The following is a 14,373-nucleotide window of genomic DNA, read 5'->3' as shown; positions in this document are numbered from 1 at the left end:
ATGAATCGGAAACTTGTCATTCTCATAAGTGCAGCCTATGTGCTATTTATGGCCATTTTGGCTTTTTATTATCATTCAACCGGTGCAACATTTAAATCTACCGTAGCGATTGGCGGTATTGTCTGTGGTGCGATTCCGCTTCTTTTAGCCTTATTTACAAAGCTCCAATTTAATTTACCCATCGTATTTTCCTATTTAATCTTCTTGATTGGTTCGCAATATTTAGGGTCGATACGGGGATGGTATGGCCTTGGCTGGTGGGACACCTTTATGCATTTTATCAGCGGCGGAATCCTTGCATTTGCAGCGATTGCTTTATATGAGCGACTTATTCATCGAAATGCAGGAGATGCGATTTCCCCTTGGTTTGTCTTTTTGTATACCCTATCTTTTGCTGCCCTCGGCGGAGTCCTATGGGAAGTTTATGAATTCAGCTGTGATCAATTTTTGGGCATGACCCTGCAAGGCGGCGGAAATACAGACACGATGACAGATTTGATTGCCGATACTGCGGGAGGGCTCGCCATCGCCATTTGGGCTGGAATTCGAACAAAAATAAAATTAAACAAGAAATGAAAAAGCAGACCTAAAATAGATCTGCTTTTTCTCTCCATGTGATGTATGTAACTTTTAAACCATCACGGCTACAAAGAATTCATCATAAAGTGCTTGAACGGCTCTTTTTTCTTCGACTTCTTTTACCCCAAACATCATACTTACTTCGGATGATCCTTGGTTAATCATTTCGATATTAATTTTTGCCTTTGCTAAAGCTTTTGATGCCCTGGCCATTGTTCCCACATTCCTGCGCATGCCCTCACCAACCACCATAATCAGGGCCAGGCTGTGTTCAAATTTAACTAAATCAGCATTAAGGTCTGTTTCAATACGTCTTTTAATTTCTTCCTCCATCCCTGGAGCAAGCTGATTCTCTCTTAAAATCACCGAGATATCATCAATACCGGAAGGAGTGTGTTCATAGGATAGGCCAAACTCCTCTAGAATACCAAGAAGCTTGCGGCCAAACCCAACCTCTCGATTCATTAAATACTTACTTACATAAATACTGCAGAAGCCTTCATCACTGGCAATTCCGATAACTGGACCGTTTGTATTATCGCGTTCATAAACAATTCTTGTACCGGGTGCAGATGGATTATTTGTATTTTTGATATTCACTGGGATTCCTGCACGGAAGGCCGGAACAAGCGCTTCATCATGAAGAACAGAAAATCCTGCATAGGAAAGCTCACGCATTTCACGATATGTCAATTCTTTGATCTCCTTTGGGTGGCTCACTAATGACGGATTAACGGAATAAACGGCATCCACATCGGTAAAGTTTTCATAAAGATCGGCCTTTAAAGCATTGGCAAGGATTGAACCGGTAATATCTGATCCGCTTCGTGAAAAGGTAAATACATCCCCTTCCTTGCTATAGCCAAAAAATCCTGGGAATACTAAAATTCCTCGTCGATCATGAAGTGAGGCTAATTTTGAATATGATTCCGGTAGAGTTTGGGCATTTCCTGGCTCATCACTGACAAGAAGTCCTGCATCCTTAGGATCAACATAAGAGGCATCGACACCTTGCGATTGGAAATAGGCAGCAACTAATTTTGCGTTGTTATCCTCTCCGCTAGCCTTCATTAAATCCATAAACCGTTCAGGATTACTCTTATCCGAGGAAACTCTTCTTTTTAGGTCATTCTCAATTTCATGAATGACATCTGAAGAAATGGCTAATTCTTCAGCAATTAACGCATATCTTGCAACTACAGCAGCTAATTTTTCTTTTGGATCCTGATTCTGCAAGGAAAGTTCAGCACACTCAATCAATAAATCCGTTACCTTCTCATCTTCAGAAAATCTTTTTCCTGGTGCCGAAACGACTACTACCTTCCGGGCAGGGTCTGAAACAACAATCTGGAAAACCTTCTCTAATTGTTTTCCTGATGCTAAAGACGATCCTCCAAATTTAACGACCTTCATTTCTTACAACTCCTAATCTTTAAAAATATAATCTTAATTTTATTCTAATTCTGAAAATAATCAATAGTTTTTTTCCTCCCATTGAGGACATTTGTTTATTTGCAGTGGACATTAATACAATTAGACCAAAAAAGTAGTAAAATTTCAACTATTAAAGCCCACTGTTTTCCTATAAATAAAATTTAACGAATGAGTTCAATAAAATGAAAAAGAATCTTGGCAGTTAATCCCCATATAACCTTTTCTTCATAAATATAGAAATATTCGTCCAATCCTCTTGTCCGCCATTTATAATTTTCTCCCCCCGGAATTAACTCCAACGGAAAGTTTTTCTCCGGTTCAACTTTAAAATTCAAATTGTAAACTTCAGGATTATTATTTAAGAAAAAGGAAATGGGTACCGAAAAAACATCCCCCACTTCAGCTGGATTAGGTTGTATCGATTCAGGACAATCAATAAATCCAGCGAAGGGATAAATAATCATACCAAACTGTGAAACCATATAATCCAAAGGAAATACTTTCGAGATATTTTCTCTTTTTATTCCAAGTTCCTCAAGGGTTTCCCGTATTGCCGCTCCTTTCTCATCAGAATCGTCAGAATCAATCCTTCCGCCTGGGAAACAAATTTCTCCCGGCTGTCTCCTGAGCTCCATTGACCGGACTTCAAACAGGATATGGATTCCATCCTCTTTTTGAATAAGAGGTAAAAGTACTGCATACTTGGAAAATTTTTCACTTCCCAGTATGGTCGGAGTATGTGTTTTTAATTTATGATGAATAAATTCCAAATCCATAAATTTCACCTCTTTTGTTTCACTCAACTTGATATACTGCTATCAAGTATTCCCTGTCATAGAGATATTGTTATTTTAATTTTAGACAAGATTCATGGTAGAAATTACTCTTTCAGTTCAAATTTCTTAATAAACTCATATATTGGTCTTGATTGCCAGTAACAGCCCGGTCGACCAATCCATTTCTGTTATCACCAAATCATCTCGTTTTCGGAGTGTATCAACCAGTTTAGGGGCTTTGATTCTATATTCTTCCGGCACTCTTCCATCGGGAAGCAAATCATGAATCACATAAAACCCTCCCACATTTAAATGATCTAAGGTTTTATCAAGTAGCTCGAATTTCCCCGGCCAGGTGTCAGCAAAAATAAAATCAAATTGCTCCGACATTTTTTGAATAAAAGCCGCTCCGTCCTCGCAACGGAATGACACTCTCCTGTCTTGCCCGAGGTACCTCTTAGCAATAGATTGCACACTCGCATCTATGTCAACCGTCGTAAGCCTGCTGTCACTATCCATTCCCTCAATAATCCATGAAGCAGATGCCCCTGCTCCCGTTCCCAGCTCTAAGAAATTTCCTTTAGATTTTGAGGAAGCCAATCCTTTTAGCAAAAACCCTGTTTTTCTGTCACAGGACTGTTCAAAGCCAATCCCCTTAGAGTCTTGTAATATTTTCGCGTAAGCAACTGGTGCTTGCAAAACTTTGCTTTCCTCCATGACGATCCCCCCTTTTATAATAGATGTATTCTGATTGTTTCATTGAATACGACAATAACTTTACAAAATAAAAAATAAAAAGGCCTCTTGTCATAAGAGGCCTTTGGATAAACGATACCGACCTCTTATCTCCCAGAGTATGTCTACTCTGTTGGAATTAGCACCTTCCTGAAATAATCAGGGGTTGCTGAGGTTTCGCAGGGCCAGTCCCTCCACCTCTCTGGATAAGAATAAATTTTATGGAATTTATTTCATTTGCCAATAAGTATCGCACAGTTTTTACAAAAAGACAATACTTTTACACCATAATAATTCTGAGAGTTTAAAATATTTATTACTTTTTTTCCACCCAAGAGTACATATAATCAAGATCTTCAACTGCAGCTGCGGCTTTTACAACCTTCAATGGATGAAACGTGTCAATCATAACAGCTAGTTCCAATGTTTCTTTTTTGCCAATGCTTGCTTCTGTTTTCCCAGGATGAGGCCCATGCGGGATGCCACTTGGGTGAAGCGTTATCGAGCCCTCTTGAATCCCCTTTCTACTCATAAAATTACCGTCAACATAATAGAGGAGCTCATCACTATTCACATTGCTATGGTAATATGGTGCCGGTATTGACTGCGGATGATAATCATATAATCTTGGCACAAAGGAACATACCACAAAATTATTTCCTTCGAAGGTCTGGTGAACAGGCGGCGGCTGATGGACCCTTCCCGTAATCGGTTCGAAATCCTCTATATTAAACGCCCAAGGATAGAGGTACCCATCCCAGCCAACCACATCGAGCGGATGATGGCCAAGGATATGTGAATGGATATTTCCTCTTGATTTCGTTAAGACCTCAAACTCGCCCTTTTGATTAAACGTCTGTAACGACTCCGGACCACGGATATCCCGCTCGCAAAACGGACTATGTTCCAAAAGCTGCCCGTATTCATTACGATACCTTTTTGGTGTTGTAATTTGGCTAAAGGATTCTACAAACAGCATTTTAGTCGTTTCATTTCCATTTGGAATCACTCGATGAATTGTTCCAATTGGGATTACTAAATAATCCCCCGGCCGGTAAGAAATCGTTCCAAACATCGTCTCAAGCTTTCCGGAACCATGGTGAATAAAGAGCATTTCATCGCCATCGCCGTTTCGATAAAAGCTAGGCATTCCTTCCGTCACATTTGCAGTTCCAATCAGCAAATCCTGATTACCTAAAATGTACTGTCTTCCTGTTAGCGCATTTCCATGCTTGGATACGTTGCCGGTAAAAAAATGACGGTGCCGTAAACTTGGCTGGTCTTCATATTCCGGCAAAAAACTCGTAACTAATTCCGATTTCACTACTTCGGTAGGCATGTATTCATGATATAAAATCGACTGAGTTCCCGAAAACCCGCGTGTCCCCATCACCTGCTCGCGGTAAAGGCTGCCATCTTCCTTCTTATGGATTGTATGACGTTTATGGGGAATCTTGCCCATCTGACGATAAAACATCCGGCCACCTCATTTCTATCCCTCTTTAATCGTATTCTTTAAAACCCCTAATTTTTCAATCTCAAGCTCTACACGATCTCCGGGCTTTAACCAGCGGTGCACCTTAGGGCCAAGCTCAAGAATACACCCTGTCCCAACAGTCCCAGACCCGATGATTTCCCCGGGGTATAGTGTCACTCCTTTGGAGGCCTTTTCAATCATTTCAGCAAAAGAGTAGTAAATGTCTTTCATATTCCCTTCCGATAGAAGAACCCCATTTACACGCGCCTTCATGGCTAGATTAAAGCCTTTTCCCGCCTTCAATGGTTCCAATTCATCCTTCGTTACAATCCACGGTCCTATAGAAGTGGCAAAATCCTTCCCCTTTGCAGGGCCAAGTCCTACCTTCATTTCCTTACGCTGAAGATCTCTTGCACTCCAATCATTTAATATACAATAGCCGAAAATATACTTGTCTGCTTCAGCTGCAGGAATATTTCTGCCCTCTTTGCCGATGACACAAGCAACTTCTAGCTCATAATCCAGCCAATCTGATTCTTCCGGCTTGATAATTTCCTCTTCTGGTCCATTTATGGCTAAATGATTGGAAAAATAAAATACAGGTATCTCATACCATTCCGGAATCATTTCAAGTCCCCTGTTTTCTCTTGCCGTTTTTACATGCTCCTCAAATGCATAAAAATCTCGGAAACTCTTCGGTACGGGTAATGGAGCTTTTAAGCGAATATCTGCTATTCGATATACTGCGGAATCTTCAACTGAAATCGAAATAAGCTCAGCAGCCTTTTTCATATATTGCTCATGGGAAATGATAAAGTCTAGTAAGTTAGCAGGAAGTTCATCGCCTGTTGCTTCAATCAGATCAACAACATACTCTTCGTTTAACAAGAGGCCGGCCCGAACCGTTTTATTACTTTTTTCAAAAGTTACAAATTTCATTTTCCAGCCTCCGTTTTTCTTACCATATCAAAGGTCCGCACTAACGGATCCGTAAAGGTGTTTCCCGCCATCCTGCCAAGCGGCTTTAGTTTTTCAGAATCAATCCGGTTATTGTTATAAAGGTCATCGTTCACATGTACATGGACCACTTTGCCAATAACAAGGCTTCCGGCCCCTGGCTGATCACCAAAATCCAGTACTTGGTACAACTCACATTCTAAATGGACAAGCGATTCCTTTATTCGTGGGACATTGATCTTTTTACTAGGTTCTTTCGTTAAACCTGTCTCATTAATTTCATCAATTTCAGGGGAGAATTCAATCGCACAGTCATTCATTTGTAATGCTATTCCCTCACTGACAATATTAATAACAAACTGTTGGGTATTTTCAATATTAACAAGTGTATCCTTTTTCGCCCCGTCCTTCCCTCTCCGCATTGGGGAGAAACAGACCAGCATTGGACTGGCACAAATAGCGGTAAAAAAACTAAACGGCGCCGCATTCGCTGTTCCATTCTCCGCCAAGGTTGATACAAATGCGATCGGCCTAGGCAAAATAGACCCAACTAATAGTTTATAGGCTTCTTTCCATTCAAGTGTCTCTGGGGTGATTTCCACTGCATCCACCACTCTTCCTTATCAACATAAACTTTGAAAAAAGGGAGAAAGTCCTTCCTCCCTTTTTACCGACCATATGGTGATCCCATTAAAAATATTACACTCTTTATCTAGTCATTATAAATTTCCCCGTTTAGCCTGCTCACGTTCAATCGACTCAAATAAAGCCTTGAAATTCCCTTCCCCAAAACCTCTTGCACCTTTACGCTGGATAATTTCCACAAACAAAGTCGGGCGATCCACAATCGGTTTCGTAAAGATTTGCAGTAAATATCCTTCATCATCCCGATCGACTAAAATATTCAGCTCACGGAGCTTTTCTATTTCTTCATCAATTTTTCCAATCCGCCCGCCTAATGCTTCATAATAGGATCCCGGGGTTTTTAAAAACTCAACACCATGCTTTTTCAATGTTGTTACAGTCGATACAATATCTTCTGTTAAAATCGCCAAATGCTGAACACCAGGGCCATTATAAAATTCCAGATATTCTTGAATTTGTGATTTCCGTTTTCCTTCTGCAGGTTCATTTATCGGGAATTTAATCCGGCCGCCATTGTGCATGACCTTAGACATGAGAGCAGAATATTCCGTCGTAATATCTTTATCCGTAAAATGCTTCATTTCCTTAAATCCCATGACCTTCGAATAGTATTCCACCCATTCCTCCATCCGTTCCACATTGCCGACAACATGGTCGAAACCTATTAATCCGGCATCCTCGATTGGCAAATCGGTTGAATAAGGGTCAAAGCCCGGCATGAATACGCCTTGATAATTTTTCCGTTCTATTAACGTATGGATGGTATCCCCATATGTACCAAGAACGGCCTTTTTTAAAACTCCCTTTTCATCCTTCATTTCAAAAGGTGCAATAATGGCTATCGACCCTCTTTCGACTGCAGCGCTGTAAGCCTTTTCAACATCATCTACCAGTAAGGCCACATCCCTGACACCATCACCGTGTTTCTTTACAAATTGGGCAATCCTGCTATCTTCCGTATAGGAGCCTGTGATAATTAAACGAATATTTCGCTGCTTAAGGACGTAAGATACTGACTCCCGATTTCCCGTTTCTAGACCAGAATAAGCCACTGGCTTAAACCCAAATGCCGTACAAAAATAATGACAGGCTTGCTTAGCATTACCTGTGTAAATTTCAATATAGTCAACATCACGTACTGGAAAGAAGTCATCCGCCAGCTGTTCAGCTCTCATTCTTTGTTCTTTCATACGAAAACCTCCAAATGGAAAATTTAAGCTTTTCTGATTTTATTTTATCTGAAGGTTTTTCGTCCTCTCAAGAATAGGGTGTAAAGCAATAACGCTTTTAGGCAGTAAAGAAAACAACACACCTATAGTGATAAATCCTTTATAAATCAAAAGAGGAACAGCCTGTTGCCGGCTGTTCCTTTTCCAACTAACAAAATATTTTTTTATCGACAAAATCTCGCTTGAATTTCATTAAGCCAGGATGGCTCTGTCACTTGCCATTTGTTCGCCGCGAATGCGTTTAAATTCTAGTAATAAGCCCTCGATGGTTAAATTCTTCTTATTTTCCTCATCTACTTCAAGGATGATTTGGCCCTTATCCATCATGATTAAACGGTTGCCAAGGTCGATCGCCTGCTGCATATTATGTGTAACCATTAAGGTCGTGAGCTTGTATCGATCGACAATTTCCTTTGTTAGATTTGTAATCAGTTCAGCTCTTGACGGGTCGAGAGCAGCAGTATGTTCATCGAGAAGAAGAATGGATGGTTCAGTAAATGTAGCCATCAACAGAGATAGCGCCTGCCGCTCCCCGCCGGATAGTAAACCAACCTTTGCACTTAGGCGGTTTTCCAAACCTAAATGTAATGTTTCAAGCACCTCACGAAAATATTCCCGGCGCTTTTTTGTAACTCCACTTCTAAGTGTTCTTGTTTTATTCCGTGAATAGGCCATAGCAAGATTTTCTTCAATGGTCATACTAGGAGCAGTGCCTGCCATAGGGTCCTGAAAAACCCGGCCTATCATCTTTGAACGGTTATATTCCGTCATGGATGTAACATTTTTATCGGCAATATAAATATCGCCTATATCCGGCGTAATCACACCAGATATGATATTCATTAAGGTTGACTTACCGGCACCATTACTTCCAATGATCGTGACAAAGTCTCCCTTTTTTAAATGTAAATTGATTTGGTCAATTGCAATTTTTTCATCAGGTGTCCCTTCGTTAAATATCTTATGAATCTGATTTAATTGCAGCATGACTTTCACCCCTTTGATCACCTGAAGCCTTTAAGATGTTCATTCTTTCTGCTTTTTTGCGCGCTTTTCGCTTTTTCTCTTTGGTACTGTCAATAATTTTTGGAGCGATTAAAGCAATCAACACAATTACGGCCGTAATCAATTTCATATCTCCCGGATCCAAAAACTCAATTCGTAGTGCAAGCGTAACCACAATACGATATACGATGGATCCGCCAATCACTGCAAGTGTTGTTCTGGCAATGGTTTTGGTTCCAAACAGTGCTTCACCAATGATAACCGAAGCAAGCCCGATGACAATCATCCCAATTCCCATACCAACATCTGCAAATCCGCCCTGCTGTGCAATTAATGCCCCGGAAAAAGCCACTAATGCGTTAGAAATCCCCAAACCAAGTACAACAAGAAGGTTCGTATTGGCTGAAAGACTGCGAATCATTCGCTTATTATTTCCTGTCGCCCTGATTGCAAGACCAATTTCCGTTTGTAAAAACCAATCAGTAAACCCTTTAATGATGAAGGTAATGATGATCATAGAAATCAGAATTCCCCATGTAGAAGGAAGGCTGTCTCCTAAACCGACAAGTGATAATAATTTGTTGAAAAAGGAATCGATTCCTGTTTTTTCAAACAGACTGCTTATTTTTGTGAATGATGTGTCCGAATTTAATAATGGTATGTTTGATCTGCCCATGATTCGCAAGTTAATGGAATAAAGAGCAATCATCATTAAAATTCCTGAAAGTAAATTATTTATCTTCCCAACAGTATGGATCAATCCGGTCAAACAACCTGCAATAAAACCCGCGAATAAGGCCATGATTGTAGCAAAAAACGGATTGGCTCCACCTGCAATCATTACCGCTGAAATCGCTGCCCCTGTAACAAAACTCCCATCCACCGTTAAATCTGGGAAATCCAGAATTCGAAAGGAAAGATAGACGCCCAGTGCCATAATCGCATAGATGATACCTGCTTCGAATGATCCAAATATGGCTGTAAACATTGAGTTCATCCTTTCTTTATCTAAGTCCTAAAAGAATAGGTATAGAAACCTATATGTAAAAAATTTTGGGAGAAGACCTAATAAGGCCTCCTCCAATCGTACAATTTTGAAAATAATTATTTTCCTTCGTAAAACTCTCCAAGCTTACTCCATTCATCTTTTACAGTTAATCCCTGAGCTTCTGCCGCTTTTTTATTGATAACAAGTTTCAAAGATTTAGGAAGCTCCACAGGAATTTCAGAAGGCTTTTTCTTACCGGTTAAAATGTCAGCAGCCATTTCACCCGATTGATAGCCAATGTCGTAGTAGTTAAATCCGCTTGCCGCCACAGCTCCGCGCTTCATTGAATCAAGTTCACCAACGAATAACGGTATTTTCTTGCTGTTTGCAACTGAAATAACCGACTCAAGTGCGGATACAACGGTATTATCTGTTGGAACATAGATTGCATCGACACGTCCAACTAATGATTCAGCAGCTTGTTTTACTTCTGCAGAGGTAGAAACAGAAACTTCAACTAACTTAGCACCTTTTGACTCTACCAAATCTTTTACTGCTTTTACCTGGACTTCTGAATTTTGCTCACCGGAATTATAGATAACACCGATTTTCTTTGCTTTCACTTCATCTGTAATAAAGCTGATTGTTTTTTTGGTAGCATCTGGGTGGTTATCCGTCGTACCGGTGATGTTTGGTCCTGGTTGATCGAAGGATTTTACCAATTTAGCCCCAACTGGATCGGTAACAGATGTAAAAACAATCGGAATATCCTTTGTTGCATTTAATGCTGCTGTTGCACTTGGAGTTGCATTAGCAAAAATCAAATCTACCTTGTTGCCGACAAAATTCTGTGCAATTGTCTGGGTATTATTCATATCCGCCTGCGCATTTTGGTCATCGTACTTAACCTTTAGACCTCTATCAGCAAGTGCCTTTTTAAAACCTTCAGTTGCTGCATCTAATGATGGGTGTACGGCAAATTGGGTAATACCAATTGTATATTCCTTTTGACCCTCTTCTTTTTTTCCACTTCCAGCTGAATCCTTGCTGCCGCAGCCTGCAAGCATCAGCATTCCCGCTAACACAAAGGATAGCGATCGAACTGACTTCTTCATAAGTAAAAATCCCCCTTAAATTTCTCTAAAACCAATATTCAAAAAATTCTTATATTAAAAATTATTCTAGTATTTCTTTGAGTTAAAATCAATAGAAAATTGAAAAATATTTTTCTGCTTTAAAGCGGCAATTTCCACCAAAATTACTTTGAATTGAAAAATATTTTAGAAAACCGTCATTATTCTCTTTTTTAAAACCAAAAAACCTTCTTTTAATAAAGAAGGTTTTTACAGAAATGTATATTAATGGGTAAATTTCAGAACCAAAGATTCTACCATTCTCTTGTTTTTTCTAGTAATTGATCAATTTCTATTGGCTTTATCTTATAACTGTTCTTTTCAGATGTTAGATCTGATGTAGATTCTAGTAATTTGTCAATATCAATCAAAATGATTCCCATTATCTAACCTCCAAGTTTTAATTTAATTAGGAAATTTTTATCTTGCTAAACGTTTCGAAACTTCTTGGATTGTTATGGGGGTGTTTTTTCTAAAATAATTGTTTTTCTTTATCCCGACAGATAATCAGTACTAAAGTATTAGCCCTTATAATAATGCACTAGTAAGGTATGATTTATTTCACTTTTATTTCACAATTTGTTCATTAAAATGATAATGGGAAATCAAGTAAGAAGTTGGGGGACTCCTTGCTTGATGAAAAATTAATGGGAGGGGTTATTATGTACCAATCGATTGCATGGTACGCTACACTCTTTTTCGTTTTCCTAATTGCACTGGCATTTTCCTTCGTGTATGGGGAATCGAGAAAACTCAAAGATTATGGGCCAATCCAAGAGAAAGGCTACAAAATTCGTAAATTTTATTTTCTAGGTTTAATCGCCATTTTAGGATTTGCATCTGCCATATCGCTAAGCAGACTGCCTTATCATGCTCAACATGCGCAGGCAAAAGAAATGGGGAAAGTAGTTAAAGTTACCGGAATGCAGTTTTCATGGGAATTAAGTGACGATCATTTTACGGTTGGGGAGCCGGTCATGTTTCATGTCACAAGTAAAGATGTTACACATGGGTTCGGGTTGTATGATGAAAATCTTCATCTTATAGGCCAAACACAGGCAATGCCTGGATATACAAACATGCTTCAGGTTACCTTTAAAAAACCTGGAACCTATAAAGTCCTATGCTTAGAATATTGCAGCACCGGACATCATTTAATGATGAAGGACATCGTTGTGGAGCCTAAAGGAGGAAGCAGCAATGGAAACTAATGCACGGAATGCCATCAAAAAGGGTGTTTCTATTTACCTCATGGTTACCTCGGTTGTTCTTGTTCTAATGATGATTTTCGGTGTTATGATGCTGTTAAATCAAGGGAATGTTATTAAAATTTCCGCCCAAACCTTTTATAAGGTGATGACGATTCATGGAACTGGAATGGTTGGAATTGCGTCTTTAGGTGGAAGCGCTATCCTTTGGTACTTCCTATCAAAGTATATCCATTTAAATCCAAAGATTCTTTTTGCTAATTTAATTTTTTCGCTTATCGGAGTAGTCATGATTCTTGTAGCGATTTTTGGATTTAATTTTTCTGATGGATGGACTTTTCTTTACCCGTTGCCATCTTTTTCAGCTAAACTGAACGGTTTAACAGGTGCACTATTATTCTTGTTTGGTTTATTATTACTAGGCGTTGGTTATCTAGTGATGTATTTTTATTTAGCAGCAAGACTTATTAAAGAATACGGAGGTCTAGGTAAATCACTTGGGTGGGACTATATTTTCCGAGGTAAAAAGGGCTATGGTCCACCAGCTGCAGTCGTTGCTACAACCATGGTGATTATCGCTAACTCTGTCGGAATTCTAGCTGGTGCAACTGCATTAGTAGAATCGATTTTAAACATTCTTAATCCGAATTTTGCTTTCGACCCAATGATGGCGAAACACTTAACCTATGCTTTTGGTCATATTTTTGCTAACTGTACAATTTATATGGCGGTTATTGCTGTTTACGAAGTTCTTTCTGAGTATACAGGGCGCCCTTGGAAATCAAATAAAGTATTTTTAATCGCTTGGAACTTTTCGACCTTGTTTACTTTAATGATTTATACTCACCATTTATTAATGGACTTTGCCGTTCCAGAATGGATGTTAATTATCGGGCAAATTTTCTCCTATGCTAACGGTCTTCCAGTTATGGTTGTAACCGCATATGGTGCCTTAATGATTGTTTTCCGCTCAGGCATGAAATGGGATTTTGCTTCAAGTATGTTTTTCCTTTCCATGTTTGGCTGGGTTGCAGGTGCCGTTCCAGCGATTATTGACGCAACAATCGTTGTTAACCATGTAATGCATAATACAAAATGGGTTCCCGGTCACTTCCATACTTATATGGGGATGGGAGTAGTCGCAATGATTTTCGGTTTCATGTACTATTTCAATAAAATGGAAGGAACCCAGAAACAAAAAGGTATTGATAAGTATGCAATTTTCACTTATTTCGTTTTCTTTTCCGGTTTAACCGGCTCATTCCTCTATGCTGGAAAAATTAGTGCGCCAAGAAGATGGGCTGAACATCTGCCGCAATGGACCGGCTCTGACCAAGTAGGTGCACTTTGCGGAGTCTTTATCATAATTGCTGCAATTATTTTTACAACTAGATTTTTCATTGGCTTAAGAAATGTTGGTAAAAATACACCAACAAAGTCATTTAAAAAAGTTTCATAGCATGCGAAAAATCCAGTCAGTGAGATATGACTGGATTTTTTTATAAAATTAATAGACTAGTAATCTTTTATTCATAATTTATTCATTTTTGTTTTGTAAGATATTTTTTGTAGGACAATCACTTCCCCCCTTTGACATCCGGCTAAAATTTGGCCGGATTTTTTTTATGCTGTATTAGATTAACCGCTATAAACACTATCACATGTTCCAGCTTTTGGTTCATAAAAACAATGTTGCTTAAATTGACCGGATTGAGGTTGACCGTACCATGTTGGAGGGCATGGAGCATGCGGATTAAAATACCAAAGGGCATATTTCGCTGGGTGGTCTCTCCAATAATCCAAATTTTGTTTTGCTAATCTTCTTTCAGCAGTTCTCGATCTTTGATAAAAAACATTCCCTTTTTGAACTGCTTCAAAAGAATAATTTCCTCCTTGTACTTGAAATATTACATCATGTATAGTTTTTACATCTTCGAAGTCTAAACAGGTTGCTACACACCGATTTACAATTACATTTCCAACATACAACATTCCTTGTTTTCCTTCACCCTCGGCTTCTGCTCTCATCATTCTTGCCATTTCATCTACTTCATAACTTCGATAATTTACTCTTGGCATTTTATCACCCCAAGAACATAGTATGAAAAAAAGCCTACATTCATGTGATCTGACCCAATAAAGTTAGACAAATATTTTAGGCTACTTTGAGGACCTGAGCTCGGTATTCTACCGGACTTAGGTCTTTT

General features: G+C 39.1%; 15 protein-coding genes and 1 riboswitch. Of the genes, 3 read left to right on the top strand and 12 right to left on the bottom strand.

Features of this window, described 5'->3' with window-relative positions; genetic code table 11:
- Positions 1-576, top strand: a complete 576-nt coding sequence (locus tag ACFQZ9_RS23895; protein ID WP_498945864.1) for a DUF2238 domain-containing protein — start codon at positions 1-3, stop codon at positions 574-576.
- Positions 577-630: 54 nt separating this feature from the next.
- Here the strand turns inward: ACFQZ9_RS23895 and ACFQZ9_RS23890 are convergent, their stop codons facing one another.
- The 11 genes from ACFQZ9_RS23890 to ACFQZ9_RS23840 form a co-directional block, all read right to left on the bottom strand.
- On the bottom strand, positions 631-1,992 hold the full coding sequence (locus ACFQZ9_RS23890) for an aspartate kinase (RefSeq protein ID WP_498945862.1): 1,362 nt from the start codon (positions 1,990-1,992) through the stop codon (positions 631-633).
- Positions 1,993-2,174: 182 nt separating this feature from the next.
- Positions 2,175-2,789: an NUDIX hydrolase gene (locus tag ACFQZ9_RS23885; RefSeq protein ID WP_498945860.1), complete on the bottom strand. Its 615-nt coding sequence runs from the start codon at positions 2,787-2,789 to the stop codon at positions 2,175-2,177.
- A 135-nt stretch (positions 2,790-2,924) separates the two neighbouring features.
- Positions 2,925-3,506: an O-methyltransferase gene (locus ACFQZ9_RS23880; protein WP_198308776.1), complete on the bottom strand. Its 582-nt coding sequence runs from the start codon at positions 3,504-3,506 to the stop codon at positions 2,925-2,927.
- A 122-nt stretch (positions 3,507-3,628) separates the two neighbouring features.
- A riboswitch (SAM riboswitch) is annotated at positions 3,629-3,737 on the bottom strand.
- 103 nt (positions 3,738-3,840) lie between these two features.
- Positions 3,841-5,001 (bottom strand): homogentisate 1,2-dioxygenase, encoded by a 1,161-nt coding sequence (locus tag ACFQZ9_RS23875; protein ID WP_498945858.1) that lies wholly within the window; start codon positions 4,999-5,001, stop codon positions 3,841-3,843.
- A 15-nt stretch (positions 5,002-5,016) separates the two neighbouring features.
- Positions 5,017-5,940: a fumarylacetoacetate hydrolase family protein gene (locus ACFQZ9_RS23870; protein ID WP_498945856.1), complete on the bottom strand. Its 924-nt coding sequence runs from the start codon at positions 5,938-5,940 to the stop codon at positions 5,017-5,019.
- Positions 5,937-6,560 (bottom strand): flavin reductase family protein, encoded by a 624-nt coding sequence (locus tag ACFQZ9_RS23865; protein WP_498946036.1) that lies wholly within the window; start codon positions 6,558-6,560, stop codon positions 5,937-5,939. The genes ACFQZ9_RS23870 and ACFQZ9_RS23865 overlap by 4 nt, the downstream gene beginning before the upstream one ends.
- 117 nt (positions 6,561-6,677) lie before the next feature.
- Positions 6,678-7,793: a 4-hydroxyphenylpyruvate dioxygenase gene (gene hppD, locus ACFQZ9_RS23860; RefSeq protein WP_498945854.1), complete on the bottom strand. Its 1,116-nt coding sequence runs from the start codon at positions 7,791-7,793 to the stop codon at positions 6,678-6,680.
- Positions 7,794-8,024: 231 nt separating this feature from the next.
- A complete protein-coding gene (locus ACFQZ9_RS23855) occupies positions 8,025-8,819 on the bottom strand; it encodes an ABC transporter ATP-binding protein (protein WP_198308780.1) in 795 nt (264 codons plus the stop codon).
- Positions 8,794-9,825 (bottom strand): ABC transporter permease, encoded by a 1,032-nt coding sequence (locus ACFQZ9_RS23850; protein ID WP_498945852.1) that lies wholly within the window; start codon positions 9,823-9,825, stop codon positions 8,794-8,796. Before ACFQZ9_RS23850 ends, ACFQZ9_RS23855 begins: the two co-directional genes overlap by 26 nt.
- 116 nt (positions 9,826-9,941) lie before the next feature.
- On the bottom strand, positions 9,942-10,940 hold the full coding sequence (locus ACFQZ9_RS23845) for an ABC transporter substrate-binding protein (protein WP_198308782.1): 999 nt from the start codon (positions 10,938-10,940) through the stop codon (positions 9,942-9,944).
- Positions 10,941-11,212: 272 nt separating this feature from the next.
- Complete coding sequence (locus ACFQZ9_RS23840; RefSeq protein ID WP_269320962.1) at positions 11,213-11,341, bottom strand: hypothetical protein; 129 nt, start codon at positions 11,339-11,341, stop codon at positions 11,213-11,215.
- A gap of 279 nt (positions 11,342-11,620) precedes the next feature.
- On the opposite strand from ACFQZ9_RS23840, the gene ACFQZ9_RS23835 reads away from it, so the two are divergent.
- Complete coding sequence (locus tag ACFQZ9_RS23835) at positions 11,621-12,169, top strand: cupredoxin domain-containing protein (RefSeq protein WP_498945851.1); 549 nt, start codon at positions 11,621-11,623, stop codon at positions 12,167-12,169.
- Positions 12,159-13,625, top strand: a complete 1,467-nt coding sequence (locus ACFQZ9_RS23830) for a cbb3-type cytochrome c oxidase subunit I (RefSeq protein ID WP_498945849.1) — start codon at positions 12,159-12,161, stop codon at positions 13,623-13,625. The genes ACFQZ9_RS23835 and ACFQZ9_RS23830 overlap by 11 nt, the downstream gene beginning before the upstream one ends.
- Before the next feature lie 179 nt (positions 13,626-13,804).
- On the opposite strand, the gene ACFQZ9_RS23825 is transcribed toward ACFQZ9_RS23830, so the two are convergent.
- The gene (locus tag ACFQZ9_RS23825; protein ID WP_198308785.1) at positions 13,805-14,245 is read right to left on the bottom strand and encodes a cell wall hydrolase; all 441 of its coding nucleotides are present in this window, start codon (positions 14,243-14,245) and stop codon (positions 13,805-13,807) included.
- Between the last annotated feature and the right edge of the window lie 128 nt (positions 14,246-14,373).

It is taken from the genome of Neobacillus sp. GCM10027624, from assembly GCF_042675345.1.
Lineage (GTDB): Bacteria > Bacillota > Bacilli > Bacillales > Cytobacillaceae > Neobacillus > Neobacillus cucumis_D.
The sequence above is the reverse complement of the archived record's forward strand: the minus strand, read 5'-3'. Positions and strand labels throughout refer to the sequence as shown.